Below are 24,024 nucleotides of genomic sequence, written 5' to 3' on the forward strand. Positions count from 1 at the left end.
TCCTCCAGCTGGACTTGAACCAGCGACATACGGATTAACAGTCCGCCGTTCTACCGACTGAACTATGGAGGAATTGCTTGTTCCTGAGAACGAGGCGAATATTAACGATATCACCCCGAGCTGTCAACGATAAAAATAGAAAAAAACGCTAACTGTTCACTCACTGCTCATTATGGCTGAATTTCATGCTAGCCAATTGATATTGCATTAATTTTGAGCTGCTAGCTTACCTTGTAATGGCGTAGAAACTTCCGGGTAAGCGACATGATAAATATCGTAAAACGAAATCATCCCTTTTAACGCGATCAGACGGGAGATTTCTTGTTTAATTGCTTGGTTGACTTCATTTGAATCAAGGACTTTACGAATTGCATTTTCAGAAACAGGTTCAGTAACGAACCACTCACCATTATAACAAACACGCAAATCCAACACGCCAATATCGTCGAAATGATAGACTGGCTTAATATCAAAAAGTAATACGCTTGCCAAAATAATAAATAACAGGGTAATACCCAGCGTCCAATAGGGGCCAAAGTACGGTGCATACCAAAGAATGACAGCCAGCGGAATATAAGCTGCAATCATACCAACACATAAATAAGGGTGATTTGCGAGGAATTGGCTATTGAAATAAGGTTTACCATCACGGTTTTCGCGTTTGTTGATGGTATCTAAGTCTTCGACAAGTATTTGTTTGATAATATCCATATGATAACTCTCTGTCAGATATTGAATCTATACTAGCAGAGTACCACGAGGTCTCAAGATTGTTATATATCAGTTAAAAAAAATATTCATACAGATTGTCATCAGATCAGATAATTCTGAGTGACAATAACGAGGTTTGTTGTTTCTTGTAATTAAATTTTTCTTTAAATTATCAACTAAATGCAGTGCTTTTGTTAACATTATGACTGATAAAAGTGACGGAGTCGAAAAAACCATATTTTTTTATGGATTGGATGTATAAAATAGTTGCTATTATCTTTAAGTCATGAGTTAATGTGCATCGGCCTGTTTAGCAGTCCTATTTGATGTACGATTACTGAGTTAGTGTGTTCTAAAGAAGAAAGTTATCACAGATAGCCTTTGACCGTGACGCTTCATCTTGGTGTTTCCCTGATTAAATAGTTGACTCTGGCCCGTATATGCCAAAAAGGCAAGTTTTTTTGATGTTATATAGGAAAAGTCAAATGTCCGACAAAATGAAAGGTCAAGTTAAGTGGTTCAACGAGTCTAAAGGCTTCGGTTTCATCACTCCAGCTGATGGTAGCAAAGACGTTTTCGTCCACTTCTCTGCCATTCAGGGCAATGGTTTCAAAACTCTGGCAGAAGGCCAGCAAGTTGAATTCACCATTGAAAACGGTGCAAAAGGCCCAGCAGCTGCTAACGTAACTGCTATCTAAGCTAATTGCTTAACTGATTTTCTAAAGCCCGTCATTTTTAATGACGGGCTTTTTCGTATGCGCTACATTTATGATTAATATTATTTTGTCGGAAAATAGATGTTATGAATATTAATGATCGTGTTTATGTGAAAACAGATGGACAAGAGCGACGGGAAGGAACAATTCTACTCATTGAACCGTTTAATGAAGGTGTGATGTATTTAATCGCATTACCTGATTACCCTGAAGGTATTTGGTTTTTTAATGAAAAAGAAGGGAATGAAGGTACGTTTGTTACATTAATTGAATAATGAATTTCAAATTTATTAAAAATTTGTTCTTTACTTCGTAAATTAGCCCACCTATACTCCACCCATCAATTATTTAGGAGATTATTACTTGGACAGTCAGAGTTGGAATAAAAACTTAATTTAACGGCAAGCCAGTAATCGTCTTTTCTTTTCACTGCTTGCCACTAAGGCGGGCGGTGTCTGATGTACCCCATCATACATACACCCTTATATTTTAAACAAAGTATTATTCTATATTTAATTAATAGCTTATTACTGTTGTATTGAGTGTGTATCATGTTTGTATATTTTTACTCTCTATTTCCTCCTGGCAATAGCCAATAATTCTTGGATCTTTATTGATTCAAAATAGGGCTATGTGCTTTTTATTAAGCATATAAAACACTATCCAAATTATTTTTTTGGAGGAATTATCATGCTTTTTACTCCTGATATTTTAAATCTTGTTTCGGCAATGTGCCTTGGTGCCTTAATTGGCGCTGAACGCCAATGGCGTCAACGTATGGCAGGGCTGAGAACCAATGCATTAGTTGCAACTGGCGCCGCTGTTTTTATTTTAAGCTCAGTGACTACATCACCTGACAGCCCCGGACGCATTGCGGCACAAGTGGTTTCAGGTATTGGTTTTCTGGGGGCGGGAGTCATCATGCGTGAAGGCATGAACATTCGAGGCCTGAATACGGCAGCAACACTATGGTGCTCCGCGGGGATTGGTGTGTTGTGTGGATTAGGGCAATACTCACTCGCGCTGATGGCTACCTTATTGATTTTATGCGCAAATATTTTATTGCGAGAAGCTGCATCTCGCATCAATAAGCAGCCTCAAGTTCAAGCCTTGGACGTTGAGCAGCGTTATAAAATCCGCGTGATGTGCCACCAAGAAGACGAAATTTTAGTTAGAACCCTTATTTTACAAGCCATTAATGGGCTACATATTCGGCTGCAATCGTTAAGTAGTGCTGACACATTAAAAACAGAGCAGCTTGAGGTTTGCGCGGAATTTTTGGCAACACCCGCTGAGCAAAAAGAGATTGAAGCATTAGTTTGCAGAATCAGTCTTGAGCAAAGCGTAAGTGCTATCAATTGGAAAGTGGCATCAGAGCTTCCAGCTTAAATGCAAAAAATTAACTCACTATAGGAGCCGAAATGGACGATCACCCTCCGTCATGGAGTCGAAATTTGGAGCTATCCAACTGATATAATAGCCTTATTTTCAGTTGGATAGCGTAAAAATACACAAGTGTTGTATTAGAGACAACGTTATGACTGAAATAAGACACCAACGCAAAAGCGTTAAAGCGCCTGCTCGGCAAAAATTTGTAGTTGGCGAGCAAGCGAGTAAAAATATTGAGCAAGTGCTAAATGAGTATCAAACCAATTTATTAGGCCTAGCAGACAATGAAGCGATGGATCGCTTAGTGACTGAAGGTGAAAATGAAGTTGCTCATGAAAAAGCGCCTCCTGCTTGGAAGCAGCTGCTTTCATCATTTAAAAACCCATTTATTTTTGTCCTGATAGTGTTGGCATTAGTCAGCTTTTTCACGGACTATCTGATCCCAGAACGTCAAGGTGAAGAGACAGATTTAACGGGTGTGATCATTATTGTTACGATGGTTCTGCTAAGTGGTTTACTGCGTTTTTGGCAAGAATATCGTACCAATAAAGCGGCTGAAGCCCTCAAGTCTTTGGTTAGAACCACTGCAACGGTGTTTCGCCGAGACAATAAAACTGGGCGTTCAACCCGAAAAGAAGTCCCAATCAAATGCCTAGTTCCTGGGGATATCGTTCTTTTATCCGCGGGGGATATGGTTCCTGCTGATTTAAAACTTGTTGAATCGCGAGACCTATTTATTAGCCAAGCGATTTTAACGGGTGAATCTATCCCTGTAGAAAAATATGATACTCTCGGGGATGTTTCCGCGAAAAGTCTGGATCCCGTATCACCTACCGAAAATGAATTACTCGAAATATCAAATATTTGCTTAATGGGCACTAACGTTACTAGCGGAACAGCTCGAGGTATCGTGGTGGCAACGGGTGGGAAAACCTATTTAGGCTCACTAGCAAAATCAATCGTTGGCAGTCGGGCACAAACCGCTTTTGACAAAGGTGTGAATAGTGTTAGTTGGTTATTGATCCGTTTTATGTTGGTTATGGTTCCAATTGTCTTATTAATCAATGGATTTACTAAAGGTGATTGGTTCGAAGCAACGCTATTTTCTTTAGCTGTTGCTGTAGGATTAACCCCTGAAATGCTTCCGATGATCGTCAGTTCAAACTTGGCGAAAGGGGCAATTGCGATGTCGAAGCACAAAGTGATTGTCAAAAGATTGAACGCTATCCAAAACTTTGGCGCAATGGATGTGCTTTGTACAGATAAAACAGGAACGCTAACGCAAGATAGGATCATTTTAGAACATTACCTTGATAGTAATGGTGAGAAAAATGGCAAAATTCTGCAACTCGCTTGGTTAAATAGTTTTCACCAAAGTGGCGCAAAAAATATGATGGATCAGGCCATTATTCGCCGAGGAAGAGGGAATAGTGAGGTTGAGCAACTAAAAGCGTTTCAAAAAATTGATGAGTTACCGTTTGATTTTATTCGTCGCAAATTATCTGTCACGGTAAGGACGCCGGAGGGAGATGCGTTACTTATCTGTAAAGGTGCTGCGGAGGAAATGCTGGCTGTTTGCCAAAGTTATCAGCAAAACGGAGAATCGCTGGTTTTAGATGAGCAAGCGAGAGCAAGAATTACCGAGTTAGTGAGTGATTACAACCGACAAGGATTTCGGGTATTGTTGCTCGCGACGCGTGTATTAAATGAACATGAAGCTAGTCTGCCTCTTTCGGCCCAAGCTGAGCAACAACTTGAATTACAAGGTATTTTAACTTTCCTCGATCCCGCCAAAGAAAGTGCGATTTCTGCAATCGCGGCGCTACGTGAAAATGGTGTCACCGTCAAAGTATTGACTGGCGATAATGCGATCATTACAGAGAAAATTTGCCATGATGTTGGGCTAAACATCAGTGAGATCATGACTGGCTTAGAAGTTGAAGCGTTGTCTGATGAAGAATTGAGCCAAAAAGTCGAGCAAGTTTCTGTTTTTTGTAAATTGACGCCACTGCAAAAATCCCGCATTTTAAAAAGATTACAGGCAAATGGGCATACTGTCGGCTTTTTAGGTGATGGAATTAATGATGCGCCTGCTCTTCGTGATGCAGATGTGGGAATTTCAGTGGATACGGGTACCGATATTGCGAAGGAATCAGCGGATATCATCTTACTTGAAAAAGATTTGATGGTATTAGAGCAGGGCGTTATTAAAGGTAGGGAAACTTTTGGTAATATTATCAAATACCTAAATATGACGGCGAGTTCTAACTTCGGTAATGTGTTCTCAGTATTAATTGCTAGTGCATTTATTCCCTTCCTACCAATGTTAGCGATTCATTTGCTCGTACAAAATCTGCTATACGATATTTCCCAACTGGCATTACCTTGGGACAAAATGGACAAAGAGTTCTTAAAACGTCCTCGTAAATGGGATGCGAAAAATATTGGTCGCTTTATGCTTTGGATTGGGCCGACATCTTCCATCTTTGATATCACCACATTTGCTTTGATGTGGTATGTATTCCAAGCAAATAGTGTGGCACATGAAGCATTGTTCCAATCAGGCTGGTTTGTTGAAGGGTTATTGTCTCAGACCTTGGTTGTTCATATGCTAAGAACACAAAAGATTCCATTTATTCAAAGTACTGCGGCACTACCAGTGATGTTAACGACGGGATTAATTATGGCATTAGGCTTATATATTCCGTTTTCATCATTTGGAACTATGATTGGATTACAACCATTACCGATCGAGTATTTCCCTTGGTTAGCGTTGACATTAGTGAGCTACTGCGTTGTGGCGCAATTGATGAAGCAGTTCTATATCAAGCGATTTGGTACATGGCTATAACATATTGATAAATTAATAAAAAGGAGAACCAAGGAAGGTTCTCCTTTTTGCATTATACCGCTGTTTCTTTGGTTGCTAAGAGGTAGAAATCCATTTTTTGGCGATAATATTCGGATAGTTTTTGTTCTAATATATGGCGTGTGCTTTGTGCTGCGCTTTCTCTAATTTTGCCAAAATCAATATCAGGGTAAAAGTCCTTACAGACGGTATCATTGATTAGCTCGACAACATATTTTGTTGTTGCCTTGCTATCTGCGTTTATTATGTCTAAGTTTGTGGCTATCTTTTCTATATCTATATCTATCTTTAAATGTTGGATTGCTTTGTCTACATTTGGATCATATTGAATACGCTGCCTAATAAAGGATTGGGATGCCTTGAGTAGTATGTCCGACTCTTGGAGGGCGCAATAGCGTTGTACATTTTTAAAAATAACATCTTTATCTTCCGAATTTATAACGGCTAGTTTTTTTTTGGGATCAGCCAAATACATGGCTTGAATTTCATCAATCACACTATTAATTGCACTGAATATTTGAATTTTTCTTTCTTCCACCTCAAACGTTTTATAGTCAGTTTTTGCAAAAATCTGATCTTTAAGCTTACTGAGTAGGTTATGTGTGTCTAACTCAATATGTTTATGATTAAAACAGAGTTTAATACATGGGCTCTTGGTGTTTTTAATACTCTTGATTAAGCCGTTAAATTTACTGCATGTTTTTATGATATTGCTTAATGAGAAGGGGGTTTTAACGATAGTATTGACAGATATGCTCATCATATATTCCTTAGTATTTTGAATTTTTGAATTCTATAAGCTAGGGGAAATATGAGCTTGCAAAAACCTATGCATAAGGCGAATGAGTCTTGAAATATACGTATATATACTCTTTTTTCGCATAAAAAAGAGCCACAAATGGGCTCTTTTTTGGAAAATTGCAGTAATCTGAAATAATCTAAGCGATTACAGACCTAAAGCAGTTTTCATTTGTTTCATTGCATCAATACCTTGTTGGCAAGCTTTATCTTGCTGATCTTTAGGTAATGCGGCAACTTGTTTTTTACCTTCTTCCAGCTGACCTTTCATAGCATCTAACTGAGCTTTTGCTTGCGGGTTTTCTGAAGCTTTAGCAATTAAGCTATCAACTTCAGCGAAGTATGCGTTACAAGTTTCAGTTGCACCAGCAACTTCACCTTTTTTCTCTTCTTCTGAACAAGCAGTGATTGTCAGTGCCAGTAAACCCATACCACAAGCCAAAATTAACTTTTTCATAATCAACCTTATTAAAATTATTTATTTATATAGCAAATGAAGTATATAAGAGAAGTTTTTAATATCAAATGTAACTAATCCTAAAATAATATCTTAATTAGTAATTATAAAAATAACTATATTAGTGAATAATGTCGCAATATGAATTACAGGTAGTGAGATTATTTATTAAATATGGGTAATTCATTAAAAATCACAACATTAATCACTATTGTGAAAAAAGTATTCATCATGGGGGAATGTTGTCTAGTCTAAGGTAACCTGAAGAGGTAAATGTTAATGCTAAATTGAAATAGGTGAGTACTGTAAAGTTATTTTTTTATTAAAAATAACCAAGGCAAAAAATGTGATATAGAACGAAATTAAATCAATTAAAACACATATAACACTTTTAGTTAGATTTATAACTTTTTTGTATATAGAGATAGATGTTTAAAAAAGCACACAAATTGTAACTAAAAGTTTACATAAATAAAAAATCACTAAACTAGGGAATATTTTAAGCATTAATATCTGTGCATTTACGATGCAATAATAGTAGAAAAAAGTGAGCTCCTTCACAATTTTGCTAATAAAACCTTTGAATAGCTATAAGATTGATTTTTAAATCAAATTTTCTTTGTACGAAGATGGAATAATCAGGTAAAGTCTTTGCCCTTAAGCCAATCTAGTGGATAGTTCTCTTAATGTTTTCCGTTAACGGTATGTGTATAGAGTTAACGAAATTTAAGTTAATTAGGTTGACGCTAAATCAAATTCGTACCAAAATTGTCTCACCTTAGAAATTCGCCAAAGAGCGATAGACGGGGTAGAATATTTTTCGTAAAGGGCAATAACTTTTCTTACACTACATTCTCAGGAGGATTATTCTCCTAAAGGGAAAGTAAGGAAATGATATACGGGTTTACCCGTATTTAAATGCAACGTAGCAAACATTCTATTAATGCTATGGGCATAACAAGTATGTAACTCGGTTTCCCTTGTTACAATTTTATTTTTAGACTTACACACAGGGCTTTACCATTATGTCTGCTTCTATTGTAAAGAAACGGCCTCTGAGCCGTTACATCAAAGATTTTAAACACAGCCAAACTCATTGTGCACATTGCCACAAAACGCTTGATCGTATCTCTTTGGTTTTCAACGATGACATCTTAAATAAAGAAGCTATCGCTGATATGACCGAATTGGTTGATGAAGGCACCTGGGGAGAGCTGCAAGGTAAATTTACTGCACTTTGCCGTTTTTGTAGTGAAATTTACTGCAATAGTAATACTGACTACTTTGATATTATGTCATTTAAACAGTATTTATTCTTACAGACTGAGATGAGCCACAGTACCGTTCGTGAGTATGTTGTTCGCTTACGCCGTTTAGATGAGTTGTTATCTTCCTCTAATTTTTCAATGAAAGAATTTACTGCAAGTAAAGTTCAAGAACAATTAAGTGAAAAAATGACAGACTCAGCATTTAGTAATTACAATATTGCATTACGTAAATATGAACAGTATTTATTCTGGGAATCAGAAAAAATGCAATAATAAGAATAGAGTAGGTAGCTAATTTTATAGTTACTTAATATCTATTGATTAATAAATTGGTGTCCTCTGGGCACCTTTTGCGTTTTTAGCAGTTTAAAATAAAGATTATAACTTAATGAAAAAGCAAAAAACCTGACTTCAATGATGAATGAAGTCAGGCCTTACAGTATGTTAACCGATGGTCATCAAGCTTGCGTTACCGCCTGCTGCGGCTGTATTAACACTCAATGAACGTTCGTGAACAAGGCGTTCTATTAACAAGTTGGTCTCACCACGTTCAAAGCCTTGAACAGAGATAATTGGCCCTTTACGCTCAGCGATGATCGCACAAACTTCTTTTAACTGATCGCTATCTCCATGATAAATAACACCTTCGATTGGCTCTTTAGATTCTTGCCATTGTTTGGTGATAGAGATGGTTTTACGGACTTTCTCTGGAAGCAATTTAAATAACTTCTGGTGAGTATCGCTATCAGGCCAAAGGGATTGGCAACCCGCAGCCAGAACCCCAGCAAGCTGAATTAAGCAATCTCTTTCATTATCACTAATACATAATATCAGTCCACGAGGGCGTAATGTATAGGTGTTTTTCTCGCCAGTAGGGCCTGGTAAAAGCCGTGTTGTACCTGCTTGGGTATAACGCGCAAATTGTTCGAGCACTGAGGGTGTAATTGGGGCTTGCTGTTTTTCTGCCCATGCAATAAAGGTATCAAAAGGAGTAAGTAACTCGACGCGTGCACTAGCATCCATCGGTAAGTGTTCATCTTGGCGTGCAAGTGTATTTGTTACCGCATTTTCTGGACGCTCACTTAATAAACGGTAGAGGTATAACGGCCCACCTGCTTTTGGCCCAGTTCCTGATAATCCTTCACCACCAAATGGTTGCACGCCAACCACCGCCCCAACCATGTTTCGGTTAACATATAAGTTACCGACTTTGGCTTTGCTGACGACTTGGTTGATAGTTTCATCAATACGGGTATGAACCCCTAACGTTAGGCCATAACCCGCTGCATTGATTTGATCAACCAGTGTATCCAGCTCATCACGTTTGAAACGTACAACATGAAGAACAGGGCCGAAAATCTCTTTTTTCAGCTCACTGATATTGTCCAACTCAATTAATGTCGGCTTAACATAAGTTCCTTCCTGCTGCTCTTTCGCATCATCGTTATTGTCAAATGCTGCTTGGAAAATGGTTTTGCCTTTACTGCGCATCTGTTGAATATGTTGATCTATATTGTCTTTTGCTTCTCGGTCAATCACGGGACCGATATCTGTGGATAGGTGCTCTGGGTTGCCCATACGGCATTCTTCCATCGCGCCTTTTAACATACGGATCGTTCTGTCAGCAACATCGTCTTGAACACAAAGAATGCGCAATGCAGAGCAGCGTTGGCCTGCACTATCAAATGCAGAAGCAACCACATCGGTGACAACTTGCTCTGTTAATGCGGAAGAATCGACGATCATGGCATTTAATCCGCCAGTTTCTGCGATTAACGGGGTAGGGCGACCTTGAGCATCTAAACGACCAGCAATATTACGTTGTAATAAACCTGCGACTTCTGTTGAACCAGTAAACATGACACCGCGAACGCGTTTATCACCCACTAATTGGGCACCGATTGTTTCCCCTTTACCCGGTAAAAATTGCAAGACATCACGCGGGATCCCTGCTTGGTGAAGAATAGAAACTGCGATAGCACCAACGAGTGGCGTTTGTTCAGCCGGTTTTGCTAACACGGTATTTCCTGCCGCTAAGGCAGCCGCAATTTGTCCTGAGAAAATGGCAAGTGGGAAGTTCCATGGACTGATGCATACCACTGGGCCTAATGGGCGATGGGTATTATTATCAAAGTCATGTTTGACCTGCGTCGCATAATAATTTAAGAAATCTACCGCTTCACGGACTTCAGCAATCGCATTGGCGTAGGTTTTACCTGCTTCACGTACTAACACATCAAGCAATGGTTGCAGTTGCTGCTCCATAAGATCGGCTGCGCGTAATAAAATTGCAGCTCGTTCTGATGGCGGCGTTGCAAACCAAATGGTGCCGGCATCATTGGCGATATTTAACGCATGATCCGCTTCTTGTTCCGTGGTTTCACGCACGTGACCCACAATATCTTTATGGCATGCAGGGTTTAGTATGGCTTGAGCTTCTGGCAGCTTATCTTTCGTTGAGAATTCTCCGCCTAATAAAGGCACAGCCAATTTCGGTTGGATAGCTGCACTGAGTAGCGCACTCGATAAAGAGGCTAAACGGTGCTCATTCGACAAGTCGAGGCCCATAGAATTAACACGCTCATTACCATACAAATCACGGGGTAGGGGGATCTTCGGATGCGGTAAACCGATTTGACCTTCTGCTTTAGAAAGTTCAAGGACATCTTTTACTGGATCAGCGACTAATTCATCTAACGGAATAGTGGCATCTGCGATACGGTTAACAAAGGAAGTGTTCGCTCCATTTTCTAATAAGCGACGAACTAAATAGGCTAATAACGTTTCATGGGTACCAACAGGGGCATAGATACGGCATGGGCGATTAAGCTTGCCATCTGCGACTTTCCCGACCACTTGCTCGTATAATGGTTCACCCATACCGTGTAAGCATTGGAACTCATACTGGCCAGGGTAGTAGTTTTTACCTGCAATTTGGTAGATAGCAGAGAGTGTATGTGCGTTATGCGTTGCAAATTGAGGGTAAATTAAGTTTGGTACAGACAATAATTTGCGAGCACAAGCTATGTATGAAACGTCGGTATACACCTTGCGGGTATAGACTGGGTAACCCTCTAAGCCATCAATTTGTGCGCGTTTAATTTCGCTGTCCCAATACGCGCCTTTAACCAGTCGGATCATTAAACGACGCTGGCTACGTTCTGCTAAATTGATAATTGAGTCAATCACAAATGGGCAGCGTTTTTGGTAGGCTTGGATAACAAAACCAATCCCATTCCAGCCTGCAAGTTGTGGTTCAAAACACAGTTTTTCGAGTAGATCTAAAGAGATTTCTAATCGGTCAGCTTCTTCTGCGTCAATATTTATACCAACATCATATTGGTGAGCTTGTAAAACGAGAGACAGTAAACGCGGATAGAGCTCATCCATGACTCGGGAATATTGTGCGCGGCTGTAGCGAGGGTGCAGCGCGGATAATTTAATCGAAATGCCTGGGCCTTCATAAATTCCGCGACCATTTGACGCCTTACCAATCGCATGAATAGCTTGCTGGTAAGACACCATATAATCTTGGGCATCTTTTTCTGTTAGTGCCGCTTCCCCTAACATGTCATAAGAGTAGCGGAACCCTTTATCTTCTAGCTTGCGTGCATTTGCTAAGGCTTGGGAAATGGTTTCGCCTGTCACAAATTGCTCACCCATTAGGCGCATTGCCATGTCCACGCCTTTACGCACCAGAGGCTCGCCGCTTTTACTGATAATACGGTTTAGGGAGGTCGATAATTTGGCTTCATTATGCGTTGAAACTAATTTACCTGTAAATAATAAGCCCCACGTTGCGGCATTGACGAACATCGAGCTACTTTGCCCTAGGTGAGATTGCCAATTTCCGTTACTGATTTTGTCACGAATTAAGGCATCACGAGTGGCCTTATCAGGGATACGCAATAAGGCTTCTGCTAAACACATCAGTGCCACACCTTCTTGAGAAGAAAGTGAAAACTCTTGCAACAGCCCTTGTACTAGACCAGAACGCCCCACGCCATTTTTTTGGTTACGTAATTTTTCTGCAATGGAGTAGGCCAGTTTATGTGCCGCTTCTGCTTGATCTGCGGGGAGTTGCGCCTGCTGCAGTAACATCGGTACTGCTTGGGTTTCTGGTATGCGATATGCAGAAGTAATAGAAGAGCGTTTTACGGATTGTGGTAAAATGTGCTCCGCAAAATCTAAGAAAGGCTGGTAGTTGGACTCGACAGTGGTGTCCTCTTCCCCAGTTTGGTTTTCTTTTGCATCGATACCGACGGATAACTCAGGAATGATTTGGTTATTGTCGAGTTGTTCTAGGTAATTATAAATAGCTTGTTTGATAAGCCAATGTGATGTGCGGTCCAGACGTTGAGCGGCATTTTTAATGCGTTCACGAGTTGCTTCATCAAGTCTCACACCCATAGTTGTCGTGCTACTCATTTTAATTCCTCTAGTTGACAGGTCGTCATAATCGAAAAGTTACACAACATTATCTTAATGTTGCAACTTTGTGCAACATTGTTAATCAAGGTTTCTGGGGGAAATGTGAAACGTGTCGAACTTTTTGTGACGTAATTGAATTGATAAAATCAATGGTTATTATTTTTATATATTTTTCATATGATTATAACCATTTCCTTATTAAGGGAATAATTAAGCGATCATTTGGTAATTTGACTTAAAATTTTAACATTTGTGATATGGATTCTATTTATTGAATAAAAAATAGTTAATTTCTTGTTAATTTAACATGAGTCTGACTAGGATGGGGTCACTAAGATGTTAAATTAGTGCAACGCGAACAATCACAATCTATTTGGTGTGCACGAAGATAAATTAACGATGTGCAATAAAGTGCAACACCATGAAGTTACAAGTTATCAACAGTAATTCATATAAAGATAACTAAATTAATAAGCTACTCAATGGAGAATATAAATGACTGTAAGCACTCCGATGATCGTCACGTTCATCGTATACATTACTGGCATGTTATTAATTGGCTATTTGGCCTATCGTTCAACAAAAAACTTTGATGATTATATTCTCGGAGGACGAAGTTTAGGCAGCGTCGTAACTGCATTATCTGCAGGCGCATCAGATATGAGTGGCTGGTTATTAATGGGGCTACCAGGGGCTATTTTTATTGCAGGGATCTCTGAAAGCTGGATTGCAATAGGGTTAACCTTAGGTGCCTACTTTAACTGGTTATTCGTCGCAGGCCGCTTACGTTTGCAAACAGAAAAAAATAATAATGCTTTGACGTTACCCGACTATTTTACCAGTCGTTTTGAAGACAACAGTAAAATTTTACGGATTATTTCTGCCATTGTTATCTTAGTTTTCTTCACCATTTATTGTGCATCGGGTGTTGTTGCGGGTGGTTTATTGTTCGAAAGCACATTCCATATTAGTTATGAAAAAGCCATGTGGTTAGGGGCGTTAGCAACAATTGCCTATACCTTCTTAGGGGGCTTTTTAGCGGTAAGTTGGACAGATACAGTTCAGGCTTCGTTAATGATTTTTGCGCTGATACTGACACCGATTGTCGTTATTTTATCTATGGGCGGCGTAGATACCTCTATCGAAGTGATTAAAGCGAAAAACCCAGAATATCTTGATATGTTCAAGGGCATGAACTTTATTGCTATCCTCTCTTTATTAGGTTGGGGATTAGGCTATTTTGGTCAACCGCATATTTTAGCGCGTTTTATGGCGGCAGATTCACACAAAACAATCCACTCAGCAAGACGCATTAGTATGACGTGGATGGTTCTCTGTTTAGGCGGTACGATTGCAGTAGGCTTCTTTGGGATCGGTTATTTCGAAATGAACCCAAGCGTGGCAGGTGCTGTAACACAAAATAATGAACGCATTTTCATGGAATTAGCGACGATATTATTTAACCCATGGATAGCAGGTATATTGCTTTCTGCAATTTTAGCCGCGGTAATGAGTACCTTAAGTTGTCAATTATTAGTGTGCGCAAGTGCATTAACCGAAGATCTCTACAAGCCATTTATTCGTAAAACAGCAAGCCAAAAAGAGTTAGTTTGGGTTGGGCGTTTTATGGTACTGCTTGTGGCTGCTATTGCTATCTATATCGCTCGTGACCCAAATAATAAAGTATTAGGGTTAGTGAGTAATGCATGGGCGGGCTTTGGTGCTGCGTTTGGTCCAGTTGTATTGATATCTGTTCTTTGGAAACGCATGACACGTACGGGCGCACTGGTGGGAATGTTAGTGGGTGCTATTACGGTATTAGTTTGGATGCAATACAAATGGTTTGCATTATATGAAATTATCCCAGGTTTTATCTTTTCGACTATCGCGATTGTTGTGGTGAGTTTAATTACTAAAGCGCCAAGTGCAGAAGCGCAAGCGCGTTTTGAACAAGCTGAAGCTGAATATAAAGCGAACTAATGCTCGCCATCGAGTGACAAGGTAATCCAATAAAAAAGCCGAACTGCTAGAAACAGATTCGGCCTTTTTATTGGTAAAGCGCTTAACGGGCTTAATTTGTTTTGCGGCGCTTCACAATTTGGTAGCCAATAAACAAGACGATAAACCAAATTGGTGTTGCGATAAGCGCTTGTCTTGTATCGTGTTGGAATGCGAGTAAGACAATCATAAAGGCGAAGAACGCTAAGCTTACCCAAGACATAATAATTCCCGCGGGCATTTTATAATGAGACGCTTTATGCATTTCAGGGCGTTTACGGCGAAAATTAAGGTAACTGTATAAAATCATACTCCAAATAAACATGAACAAAATAGCAGATACCGTGGTGACTAAGGTGAACGCATGCATGATATCGGGAATAAAATAGATAAGCACAATACCAAAGCTAAGGCAGATACAGGTGAAAATTAACCCTGTGGCAGGTACCGCTTTTTTCGATAACTGGCTAAATTTTTTCGGTGCATCACCTTCTTTAGACAAGCCAAATAACATCCGGCTGGTGGAAAATACACCGCTATTTGCAGAAGAAGCGGCTGAGGTCAGGACCACAAAGTTAACGATACTGGCTGCAGCAGGTAGGCTGATCAACACAAACATTTCAACGAATGGGCTCTTATCCGCCAAAATTGTACGCCAAGGTGTTACGGCCATAATCACAATCAGTGATAAAACATAGAAAGCAATGATACGGATTGGAATGGCATTGATAGCTTTTGGTAAGGATTTCTCAGGATCGCGGGTTTCAGCGGCAGCAGTACCGACTAATTCAATCCCAACAAAGGCAAATATCGCGATTTGGAAGCCTGCAAAGAAGCCACTTATCCCCATCGGGAACATCCCACCATCATTCCATATATTACTTAATGATGCCGTGTGGCCTGTTGGTGATTGGAAATTCATCGCGATAAGTGTGCCACCAACAGCAATTAAGGCAATAATGGCAACAATTTTTATCATCGCGAACCAAAATTCAAGCTCACCAAATAGTTTAACGGATACTAAGTTGAGCGTGAGTAAGGTAATGACACAAATAAATGAAGTGACCCATTCAGGGAAGTCTGGCACCCAAAAGCTGACATATGACGTTATTGCAATAATGTCAGCTATCCCAGTGATCACCCAACAAAACCAGTAGGTCCAGCCAACGAAAAAGCCCGCCCATGGCCCTATAAGGTCAGCAGAAAAATCGCTGAAGGACTTATAGTCAAGGTTAGAGAGTAAGAGCTCACCCATTGCACGCATGACGAAAAATAGTACAAAGCCGATTATCATGTAGACGAATATGATTGATGGCCCCGCAAGGGAGATGGTTTTCCCTGACCCCATGAATAAACCTGTTCCAATTGCGCCGCCAATTGCAATTAATTGAATGTGGCGGTTACTAAGGCTTCGTTTTAACTGGTTGCGATCAGCTGAGTGCTGAGTCGGGTTTGATGTTGCATTTTCTTCCATACTGTAAAGTGTCCGTAGTAGTTTGTTATAATTGACCACAGTATTTTTTTATTTGTGTGGTTATGTTTGCGTGAAATATAGTGACATAAATCTCAATTAGAGTAAGAAAAACTTACCGAGTTAGAGGCAGAGTGTTGCTTATTCAATCTATCATTATCGTTAACTTAACATTCAACACTAAAAATTAACTTACATAATAAAAATAGCAGAATAATATTGACTGTAGCAATTGATAGGCGTTAAATATTTTGCATTGGGTTGTTAGCTCAGTTGGCAGAGTAGGCGACTCTTAATCGCTCGGTCTGGGGTTCGAACCCCCAACAACCCACCACCTTTTCAACGCGTTACGTATTAATTGCATTACTATGCATGCCAGTTGGGACGTATTTGGGACGCAGTCATTGAAAGTCGATGCTTGCTAAAGTAATGTTATTTATTCAATACCCTGAGTATATGCCATGGCTTTAAACTGAACACCGTCATTTTTTAATCTGACTACTATTAATCTGACTACTATGTGAACGCGAGTAATAGACACATCCTCATTTTCATCGGGTATGTGCGTTAAATTTTCATTCAGGCCTGTACTTAAAGTGAAAGTTATCAGCTTGTCTTACTGTTCTCGCTGAAATACTGATTATTTAATTTGAGCGCTGGGCTAAATTATATTGGAAGTGAGTATCTTTTTTTAAAAAAGTAATAAGGGAAAAGTGATTAATAGGCTGTTAAAACAACAGGTAAGCAAAACCAGATAAATTAACAGCAAGGTAAGTTGAATATCTATTCAATATAAATAGAGATGTGTAGTTATTCTTATGAAGTACACAGGTTGATTATCATCTAATCTTGAACTCTTTTATGCACCGAAACTGTTGCCTCATATCCTAACAAGTACAAAGCTTGTTCTAATGCATCTATTTTTGAAGCATGGTGAATATCCAGTAATCGCTCTATTTGCTGTGCATTAATATTCAGTTTTCTTGCTAAATCAACACGCAAGGTTTTTGTCTCTAAAATGGCATTATGTAGAGCAATTTTAAGGCAGCATATTATTGGCAAATAAATAGGGAATGCATTTTCATTATGTAGGTGTGGTAATGGGATGGCTTTTCTCAAGGTGATGTATTGCGCAAATGTCGCTAATAAAACCTCCTCAGCCTCCAGTTCAACATCATCTTTGCAAAAAGTCACACCTTCGATATCGGGAAAATCGCAAAAACTGATGTCGAACGCACCTTCTTCTTCGATAAACTCAACGTTAGCATAATAAGTAAACATGTCCTTTTCTCCTATCAATAGAGCAGCAAGTAAACAGTATAAATCAATACGTATTTAGTGTCAGAATAATCTATCGGAAAAAACAATTATTTACTTGCATTATCAATATATTATGTCGGTGTTTTGTTCAGGTAGCTTATTTTTTAAACCAAAAAATAGAGATGAGTAATAGCAATCGTCTTTTATTCGGAAACCATTCAGAAATAAAGAAATTAAGTGTGAACAAAGTCTCAATTCTTGTAATCTTTTTTGCTCAAATAGCTACATATTATTTTGTTGAATTTGCATGCTAAAAGCTCACTGAATTATTTTAAATAAAACCAATTGATTTTTGGGTTTTAGTGTCAGCTTCTAAGCGAATTTACTTAAGCAAAATGTACTGAATTCACTATTTGTTAAAATAAAAGTATATGGTAATTTATGGTTATAATAACCCAAGGTTATATTATTATTAATTAGCTAGTAAAAAAGTAAAAAAATTCAAGTAAAAATAAAAATTAAAACACACGAGGAAAAACTGCCTTTCCTCTTATTTTGAATATTATAAAACGAGTAAAAGTGCGTAGTTGAAACAGAATGTTCTCAATTGAAACTTTCATTTTTTGTTAGATTTCGGGGGGCTATGCCTTGCTGTAGGTTGATCATTTTATTAAAAAAATTAATTTTTGAGTTATTGCAATAAAAAAATAAAAATTAATTATTGAAAAATGTAACTTTAAAAAAATAATAACATGAAAATTACTGAAAATATAAAAGGACTAACGATATATAACAAATATATTTAAGCCAAATATTCAATTTATTACAAATAGGTTTCATTGTGTGTATTAATTTTATTAATATTATAATGTGAGTGCATTATAACCATTGTTTAAATATTTTAATGAAATTTTTAAGTGATAGTATTATATGTATGACAATTTAATAACTTTAAATACGTTAATTAGGATTGAATAATTTTGAATGATGCATAATGTTTTGATTAAACTGATTGAAAATTAATGAGTAAGTTTTATTCGCACGCTGCCGATAATAAGCTGTATCTGTAATAGTAGGTTTAGTTTCTCAATACCAAACATTGACCTAGATCAATATATTGATTTTGATGTTGTGATTGGACTTTTTTGCTTTCAAATCCCATCTAAGGAGTTGATGCATTGATTAAAATCCTGTCATTTGACATAGGGTAAACTAAAGTGTTGTGGATATTTGAGTTAGGGAGGAAGAAGATAAGGAAATAATAAAGATTATTTAATGAATAAATGGATAATCAACCCAATGAGATAAAAAGAAACATAAGTACCTTGAATAGTTAATTTAGTGGTGCATAATAATTGACGACTAATAATGACATCGGCAAATTCTGACTTTTACTGAAAGTGCTAACTTTTTAGTCACTCTTTATTGTTTGTAGGTATTCAGGAAATGTATTTAATTTAAGTTTGAAAATTTGTGTTTTTATACTCCAAACTGGGTATTCACCAACGGAAACATGGGAAGTAATGGAATACATTTATCCAGTTAAATTAAATTTACTAATAAAACTTTTTAACCACACAAAACTTTCAAATTCATATTTGTTCTTTTTGCACACAGATGTTGATAAATATTCGGAAAGGAAAAAAAATGAGCTCGACGACAGATTTTCTGAAGCATATATACGATATTAACCTCTCATATTTGCTATTAGCCCAAAAACTCATCTCCCAAGAGAAAGCTTCTGCGATGTTTCGTCTTGGGATCTCTGATGCAATGGCGACTACTTTAGCAGACCTTACGCTCCCTCAATTGGTCAAATTGGCAGAAACAAACCAGCTAATCTGTCAGTTTAGATTTGAGAATAGCGATACGATTGAAAAGCTGACACGTGATTCGAGGGTTGATGAATTGCAACAAATTCATACGGGTATCCTTTTATCGACTCGATTATTGCAAACGCATAATCAAGGTGACACTGATATAGCGAGAAAAAGATGAGTACCGCAGCTGAAAAAAGTATTGTCCAAGAAGCGAATGACATTCGCTTAGCCATGGAATTAATCTCTTTAGGCGCTCGCCTTCAAATGTTAGAAAGTGAAACCCAAATTAGCCGCGGACGTTTAGTTCGGTTGTACAAGGAACTTCGAGGCTGCCCCCCACCAAAAGGTATGTTACCGTTCTCAACTGATTGGTTTATGACATGGGAGCAAAATATTCATTCATCCATGTTTTATAACGCCTATCAATTTTTACTACAAAGTGGCCATTGCCAAGGTGTTGATGCCATTTTAAAAGCTTACCGTTTGTATCTAGAGCAATGTATTCCAGAGCCTGGAACTGAGCCATTGTTAGCTCTGACTCGTGCTTGGACGCTTGTTCGCTTTGTTGAAAGTGGCATGCTGCAAAGTTCAAAATGCAGTTGCTGCCAAGGTTCATTTATCACTTATGCGCACATTCCAGAAAATAGTTTTACGTGTAGTTTGTGCCAGCCGCCATCACGTGCAATAAAAAAACGTAAACTTTCCGAGCATCTCGCCGATATTACGCTATATCGACAGGATGGCATTACTAAAGCGGTAATGTAAAATTGGATTGATTTGGTCAACAGGCAGTTTTCTGCTTGTTACTCCTAATATTCCCTTTGACTGCCATCTGTTAACCAACGGAGTGAAAGGGAATATTGTGTTAATACTCATCGGGTATATCATTGTTACAGTAGCGGTTATTGGCGGTTATATCATGGTCGGTGGCCATTTAGGCGCGCTATATCAACCCGCTGAATTTGTTATTATATTAGGTGCTGGTTTAGGGGCATTTGTCGTTGGTAACAGCGGCAAATCCATCATCGCCTTATGTAAAGTATTACCAAAACTCTTCCGTCGCTCCTCCTACAATAAAACGATGTCAATGGACTTAATGGCATTGTTATTTCAGTTACTCAATAAATCTCGCCAACAAGGGTTACTTGCATTAGAAAAAGACATTGAAAACCCCCAAGAAAGCGAAATTTTTTCTCAATATCCTCGTATTCTCAAAGACCCTTCTACCATGATGTTTATCGTGGACTACTTGCGTTTGATGGTGAGTAGTAACTTACAAAGTCATGAAATTGAAGCATTAATGGATGAAGAGCTTGAAACTTTCCGCCAAGAAAATGAAGTGCCAGCTTCGGGATTAAACATGGTAGGCGATTCAATGCCTGCTTTTGGTATTGTCGCGGCGGTGTTAGGTGTGGTGAATGCATTAGGTTCCGCGGACAGACCAGCTGGCGAACTTGGTGCATTAATTGCCCATGCGATGGTCGGGACGTTCTTAGGTATTTTAGTCGCTTATGGTTTTATTCTGCCTTTAGCTGCGTTGATAAGGTTGCGCAGCAGCGAGCAATTAAAAATGATGGAATGCATCAAAGTGACATTTTTGTCTGCATTACAGGGATACGCGCCGCAAATTGCGGTGGAGTTTGGTCGCAAAGTGTTATTCAGTGCTGATAGGCCATCATTCGTCGAATTGGAAGATAGAGTTCGCGAAGTGAAAGTGGGTGCTCGCTCACAAGAAACCACTGAGGAGTAACATTAGGATGGCAGCCAATACCCCTCATGTAATTCGAGTCAAAAAACGTAATTCTCATCATCAAGGTAGTCACGGTGGTTCGTGGAAAATTGCTTATGCCGATTTTATGACGGCGATGATGGCGTTCTTTTTGGTGATGTGGCTGATATCAATTTCAAGTCCTCAAGAACTCACCCAAATTGCAGAGTATTTTAGGACTCCACTTAGCACTGCAATAAACCCAGGCACAAAAAGTGGCGATGCCACTAACCCTATTCCGGGGGGGGGTAAAGATCCCATTTTCCGTGAAGGGGACGTGATGCCTGAACCGAATAATATCATTGATGGTAACGCTAGCTATCGTTTTGAAAAACTTAAAGAAGCTCTTGAACAAGCTATTTTAAAAGACCCACGCCTAAATGAGTTAAAACCGCATTTATTGATCGACATGATTAATGACGGTCTGCGCATTCAAATTGTAGATAGTGAAAATCGCCCGATGTTTAAAGTTGGCTCTGCAATAGTCGAACCTTACATGCGCGATATTCTACGCGCCATAGCGCCTTTACTAAATGATGTCCCCAATCGAATCAGCATATCAGGCCATACCGATGATTTAGCGTATGCCAACGGGGCGAATTACAGCAACTGGGAGCTTTCATCAGATAGAGCAAATGCTTCGCGACGTGAGTTAATCCGTGGGGGGATGGATGAGAGCAAGGTATTACGGGTGGTTGGTATGGCATCAGCCATTCATTTAGATAAAGACAATGGACTTGCGCCGATTAACCGGCGGATCAGCATCATTGTTCTCAATGATGAGGAAACAAAACAAATATTACGTGAATACGACGGAGCAAAACCGATTTCTGACGTGTTGGGTAAGCCGGCACCGAAGTTGACTACTGAGAATGTGGTGACGGCGAAAACACAGAAAAAAGCCGATGAATAGACTGTGTTTGTGAAGCAGTACATTGTGATTTTTTATTGCCTGCCGGATTTTCCGGCAGTCAGCGTTAAGTGAAACCTAAGCGAAACTGGATAAAAACCATGGATATTACCGAGTTTTATCAAACTTTTTTCGATGAAGCCGACGAGTTGCTCAGGGATATGGAACAACATTTACTTGAGCTTGATCCTTTTGACCCGGATAGCGAGCAGCTAAATGCCATTTTCCGCAGTGCGCACTCAATAAAAGGAGGTGCTGCAACCTTTGGTTTCACACAGTTGCAAAACACCACGCACACACTGGAAAACTTGCTCGATAAGGCACGTCATGATGAGTTAACACTCACGCCTGACATCATCGATGTATTTTTGGATACCAAAGATGTGATGGCATCTCAGCTCGATGCATACAAAAATGATTCGTTACCCGATGATGAGTCATTTAAACGGATTTGTGAAGTGCTTGGGCGTGTTGAAAATCATGTCGAAGAGGTGATTGACGCGGTACCGACTGTTGAAAATGTTGAACCTATAGAAGAGGTCACCGACGAAGAGAAACGTATTGAATCTCAAGGGGAATTTTCACATTACTTTAAAATCACATTAAGTGGGCTTAAAGAAACTGAAGTGGATTTACTCGCCGATGAGCTCGAGCTGTTTGGTCATTTATATCATACCGAAAAAGCGGTAAATAGCCTGCAAGCATGGTTAGGCACAAATACCGACATCGAGGATATTTGCGGGGTACTGTGTTTTGTGGTGGATGAATCACAAATTGCACAGGAAGCCGCTTCGTTTTCCGATTGCCAATCGTTCGCACCACAAGCAGAACAAGAAAGTGAAGATGAACCCAGTCAGGAAACGGAAATTGTGGTGTCAAAAGAAGTGGTTAAGTCTGCAGTAGCAGCAAGCCCTTCGAAAAAGCCTGCGGTAACAAAACCGAAAGGCGATTCCAGTAGTATCCGTGTTGCAGTGGAAAAAGTTGACCAACTTATCAACCTTGTGGGTGAGTTAGTGATTATCCAGTCCATGCTGACACAACACAGCCAGCACGTTGATCAAAACGAATACAGTGACTTACTCAGTTCTATTGTGCAATTGGAGCGTAATTCGCGTGCCCTGCAAGAGTCAGTCATGTCTATCCGCATGATGCCAATGGATTATGTTTTCAGTCGTTTCCCGCGCATGGTGCGTGATATTGCCTCGAAATTAGGTAAGAAAATTGAGTTAAAAGTTGAGGGTAGCTCAACAGAACTTGATAAGAGCCTGATTGAGCGCATTGTCGACCCGCTAAATCACCTTGTCCGTAATAGCTTAGATCATGGTATTGAAAAGCCTGATGTCCGTGTGGCAAATGGGAAGCCAGAAGCAGGGACGTTGACACTCGCTGCCGCGCATCAAAGTGGCAATATTTGCATTGAAGTGCGGGATGACGGGGCTGGGCTTAACCGCGAGCGTATTTTAGCGAAAGCGCGTTCCCAAGGGATGAATGTGCATGATGCCATGAGTAATGATGAAGTGGCTATGCTGATCATGGCTCCTGGTTTCTCCACCGCAGAAGTGGTGACCGATGTCTCGGGCCGTGGTGTGGGTATGGATGTGGTGAAACGAAATATTCAGGATATGGGCGGCCGTATTCAAATCGGTTTCACTGAAGGTAAAGGTACCATTATTCGTATTTTGCTTCCTTTAACCCTCGCAATCCTTGATGGGATGTCGGTTAAAGTGGCGGAAGACGTATTTATTGTGCCTTTGAGCGCGATTATTAGCACTTTGCAACCACGACAAGAAGATATCTATCGCCTAGCGGGTGAGGAAAAAATGTTGTTGGTTCGTGGAGAATACCTGCCGTTGGTCGAACTACACCACGTTTTTTCTATTGAGGAAGCAGAACGCAATTTGGATAACAGCATTGTGCTAATTATTCAAAATGCGGGGCATCGATTTGCCTTGCTGGTGGACAAACTTGTTGGGCAGCAACAAGTGGTGGTGAAAAACATCGAAAGCAACTACCGCAAAATCCCGGGTATTTCTGCTGCAACCATTATGGGCGATGGCTCAGTGGCATTGATTTTAGATGTCGCAGAGCTGCAAAAAATGAATAACAGCATTTTGATCAAAAAGAAACAGCAGGTTTCCCAACCTGTCGTGCACTAAAT

The 24,024-nt window shown here is 39.5% G+C and carries 17 protein-coding genes and 2 tRNA genes; 12 read left to right on the plus strand and 7 right to left on the minus strand.

From position 1 onward, the window contains the following. Nucleotides 1-72 (minus strand) — tRNA-Asn (locus tag AC4IFO_RS12865). 135 nt (nucleotides 73-207) lie between these two features. Further along, nucleotides 208-711 carry a YlaC family protein gene (locus tag AC4IFO_RS12870; RefSeq protein ID WP_490734899.1) on the minus strand — a complete coding sequence of 168 codons (504 nt, stop codon included), beginning with the start codon at nucleotides 709-711 and terminating at the stop codon, nucleotides 208-210. 485 nt (nucleotides 712-1,196) lie between these two features. Between AC4IFO_RS12870 and cspE the strand changes: the two genes are divergently transcribed. From cspE to mgtA, 4 genes are all read left to right on the plus strand, one after another. Then, on the plus strand, nucleotides 1,197-1,409 hold the full coding sequence (gene cspE / locus AC4IFO_RS12875; protein ID WP_004909801.1) for a transcription antiterminator/RNA stability regulator CspE: 213 nt from the start codon (nucleotides 1,197-1,199) through the stop codon (nucleotides 1,407-1,409). A 104-nt stretch (nucleotides 1,410-1,513) separates the two neighbouring features. Continuing rightward, complete coding sequence (gene dsrB / locus AC4IFO_RS12880) at nucleotides 1,514-1,702, plus strand: protein DsrB (protein ID WP_206086736.1); 189 nt, start codon at nucleotides 1,514-1,516, stop codon at nucleotides 1,700-1,702. A gap of 415 nt (nucleotides 1,703-2,117) precedes the next feature. After that, a complete protein-coding gene (locus tag AC4IFO_RS12885; RefSeq protein WP_219249123.1) occupies nucleotides 2,118-2,816 on the plus strand; it encodes an MgtC family protein in 699 nt (232 codons plus the stop codon). Nucleotides 2,817-2,964: 148 nt separating this feature from the next. After that, nucleotides 2,965-5,667: a magnesium-translocating P-type ATPase gene (mgtA, locus tag AC4IFO_RS12890; RefSeq protein WP_490734900.1), complete on the plus strand. Its 2,703-nt coding sequence runs from the start codon at nucleotides 2,965-2,967 to the stop codon at nucleotides 5,665-5,667. Between the two features lie 52 nt (nucleotides 5,668-5,719). Here the strand turns inward: mgtA and AC4IFO_RS12895 are convergent, their stop codons facing one another. Together AC4IFO_RS12895 and AC4IFO_RS12900 are read right to left on the minus strand one after the other, a co-directional pair. Next, nucleotides 5,720-6,445, minus strand: coding sequence for a hypothetical protein (locus tag AC4IFO_RS12895; RefSeq protein WP_490734902.1), 726 nt, complete (start codon nucleotides 6,443-6,445; stop codon nucleotides 5,720-5,722). Nucleotides 6,446-6,631: 186 nt separating this feature from the next. Beyond that, complete coding sequence (locus tag AC4IFO_RS12900; RefSeq protein WP_102139566.1) at nucleotides 6,632-6,940, minus strand: DUF5339 domain-containing protein; 309 nt, start codon at nucleotides 6,938-6,940, stop codon at nucleotides 6,632-6,634. Nucleotides 6,941-7,965: 1,025 nt separating this feature from the next. Between AC4IFO_RS12900 and fliZ the strand changes: the two genes are divergently transcribed. Continuing rightward, a complete protein-coding gene (gene fliZ / locus AC4IFO_RS12905) occupies nucleotides 7,966-8,481 on the plus strand; it encodes a flagella biosynthesis regulatory protein FliZ (RefSeq protein WP_219249117.1) in 516 nt (171 codons plus the stop codon). Between the two features lie 171 nt (nucleotides 8,482-8,652). On the opposite strand, the gene putA is transcribed toward fliZ, so the two are convergent. After that, a complete protein-coding gene (gene putA / locus AC4IFO_RS12910; RefSeq protein ID WP_490734904.1) occupies nucleotides 8,653-12,636 on the minus strand; it encodes a trifunctional transcriptional regulator/proline dehydrogenase/L-glutamate gamma-semialdehyde dehydrogenase in 3,984 nt (1,327 codons plus the stop codon). A gap of 498 nt (nucleotides 12,637-13,134) precedes the next feature. On the opposite strand from putA, the gene putP reads away from it, so the two are divergent. Continuing rightward, the gene (putP, locus tag AC4IFO_RS12915; protein ID WP_490734906.1) at nucleotides 13,135-14,619 is read left to right on the plus strand and encodes a sodium/proline symporter PutP; all 1,485 of its coding nucleotides are present in this window, start codon (nucleotides 13,135-13,137) and stop codon (nucleotides 14,617-14,619) included. Between the two features lie 91 nt (nucleotides 14,620-14,710). On the opposite strand, the gene cycA is transcribed toward putP, so the two are convergent. Continuing rightward, nucleotides 14,711-16,111, minus strand: coding sequence for a D-serine/D-alanine/glycine transporter (gene cycA / locus AC4IFO_RS12920; protein ID WP_490734908.1), 1,401 nt, complete (start codon nucleotides 16,109-16,111; stop codon nucleotides 14,711-14,713). A 255-nt stretch (nucleotides 16,112-16,366) separates the two neighbouring features. On the opposite strand from cycA, the gene AC4IFO_RS12925 reads away from it, so the two are divergent. Further along, a tRNA-Lys gene (locus AC4IFO_RS12925) sits at nucleotides 16,367-16,442 on the plus strand. 509 nt (nucleotides 16,443-16,951) lie between these two features. Here AC4IFO_RS12925 and AC4IFO_RS12930 read toward each other — a convergent pair. Then, nucleotides 16,952-17,389: a type II toxin-antitoxin system HicB family antitoxin gene (locus AC4IFO_RS12930; protein WP_490734910.1), complete on the minus strand. Its 438-nt coding sequence runs from the start codon at nucleotides 17,387-17,389 to the stop codon at nucleotides 16,952-16,954. A 1,626-nt stretch (nucleotides 17,390-19,015) separates the two neighbouring features. Here AC4IFO_RS12930 and flhD point away from each other — a divergent pair. The 5 genes from flhD to cheA all read left to right on the plus strand — a co-directional run bounded on the left by flhD (nucleotide 19,016) and on the right by cheA (nucleotide 24,022). Beyond that, nucleotides 19,016-19,366, plus strand: a complete 351-nt coding sequence (gene flhD / locus AC4IFO_RS12935) for a flagellar transcriptional regulator FlhD (protein WP_353242459.1) — start codon at nucleotides 19,016-19,018, stop codon at nucleotides 19,364-19,366. Then, nucleotides 19,363-19,953 carry a flagellar transcriptional regulator FlhC gene (gene flhC, locus AC4IFO_RS12940; protein WP_490734913.1) on the plus strand — a complete coding sequence of 197 codons (591 nt, stop codon included), beginning with the start codon at nucleotides 19,363-19,365 and terminating at the stop codon, nucleotides 19,951-19,953. The genes flhD and flhC overlap by 4 nt, the downstream gene beginning before the upstream one ends. Nucleotides 19,954-20,050: 97 nt before the next feature. Further along, a complete protein-coding gene (gene motA, locus AC4IFO_RS12945; protein WP_490734915.1) occupies nucleotides 20,051-20,938 on the plus strand; it encodes a flagellar motor stator protein MotA in 888 nt (295 codons plus the stop codon). A gap of 7 nt (nucleotides 20,939-20,945) precedes the next feature. Beyond that, nucleotides 20,946-21,869 (plus strand): flagellar motor protein MotB, encoded by a 924-nt coding sequence (gene motB / locus AC4IFO_RS12950; RefSeq protein WP_490734917.1) that lies wholly within the window; start codon nucleotides 20,946-20,948, stop codon nucleotides 21,867-21,869. A gap of 98 nt (nucleotides 21,870-21,967) precedes the next feature. After that, nucleotides 21,968-24,022: a chemotaxis protein CheA gene (gene cheA / locus AC4IFO_RS12955; RefSeq protein ID WP_490734919.1), complete on the plus strand. Its 2,055-nt coding sequence runs from the start codon at nucleotides 21,968-21,970 to the stop codon at nucleotides 24,020-24,022. The last annotated feature ends 2 nt before the right edge of the window (nucleotides 24,023-24,024 follow it).

It is taken from the genome of Providencia sp. UF-224 (assembly GCF_058245955.1).

Bases quoted from the DNA above. Each gene is read 5' to 3' on its own strand.
- fliZ (WP_219249117.1), top strand. From the start codon at position 7,966: ATGTCTGCTTCTATTGTAAAGAAACGGCCTCTGAGCCGTTACATCAAA.
- AC4IFO_RS12885 (WP_219249123.1), top strand. From the start codon at position 2,118: ATGCTTTTTACTCCTGATATTTTAAATCTTGTTTCGGCAATGTGCCTT.
- cspE (WP_004909801.1), top strand. From the start codon at position 1,197: ATGTCCGACAAAATGAAAGGTCAAGTTAAGTGGTTCAACGAGTCTAAA.
- dsrB (WP_206086736.1), top strand. From the start codon at position 1,514: ATGAATATTAATGATCGTGTTTATGTGAAAACAGATGGACAAGAGCGA.
- flhC (WP_490734913.1), top strand. From the start codon at position 19,363: ATGAGTACCGCAGCTGAAAAAAGTATTGTCCAAGAAGCGAATGACATT.
- cycA (WP_490734908.1), bottom strand. From the start codon at position 16,111: ATGGAAGAAAATGCAACATCAAACCCGACTCAGCACTCAGCTGATCGC.
- putA (WP_490734904.1), bottom strand. From the start codon at position 12,636: ATGAGTAGCACGACAACTATGGGTGTGAGACTTGATGAAGCAACTCGT.
- mgtA (WP_490734900.1), top strand. From the start codon at position 2,965: ATGACTGAAATAAGACACCAACGCAAAAGCGTTAAAGCGCCTGCTCGG.
- AC4IFO_RS12900 (WP_102139566.1), bottom strand. From the start codon at position 6,940: ATGAAAAAGTTAATTTTGGCTTGTGGTATGGGTTTACTGGCACTGACA.
- motB (WP_490734917.1), top strand. From the start codon at position 20,946: ATGGCAGCCAATACCCCTCATGTAATTCGAGTCAAAAAACGTAATTCT.
- putP (WP_490734906.1), top strand. From the start codon at position 13,135: ATGACTGTAAGCACTCCGATGATCGTCACGTTCATCGTATACATTACT.
- AC4IFO_RS12870 (WP_490734899.1), bottom strand. From the start codon at position 711: ATGGATATTATCAAACAAATACTTGTCGAAGACTTAGATACCATCAAC.
- cheA (WP_490734919.1), top strand. From the start codon at position 21,968: ATGGATATTACCGAGTTTTATCAAACTTTTTTCGATGAAGCCGACGAG.
- AC4IFO_RS12895 (WP_490734902.1), bottom strand. From the start codon at position 6,445: ATGAGCATATCTGTCAATACTATCGTTAAAACCCCCTTCTCATTAAGC.
- AC4IFO_RS12930 (WP_490734910.1), bottom strand. From the start codon at position 17,389: ATGTTTACTTATTATGCTAACGTTGAGTTTATCGAAGAAGAAGGTGCG.
- flhD (WP_353242459.1), top strand. From the start codon at position 19,016: ATGAGCTCGACGACAGATTTTCTGAAGCATATATACGATATTAACCTC.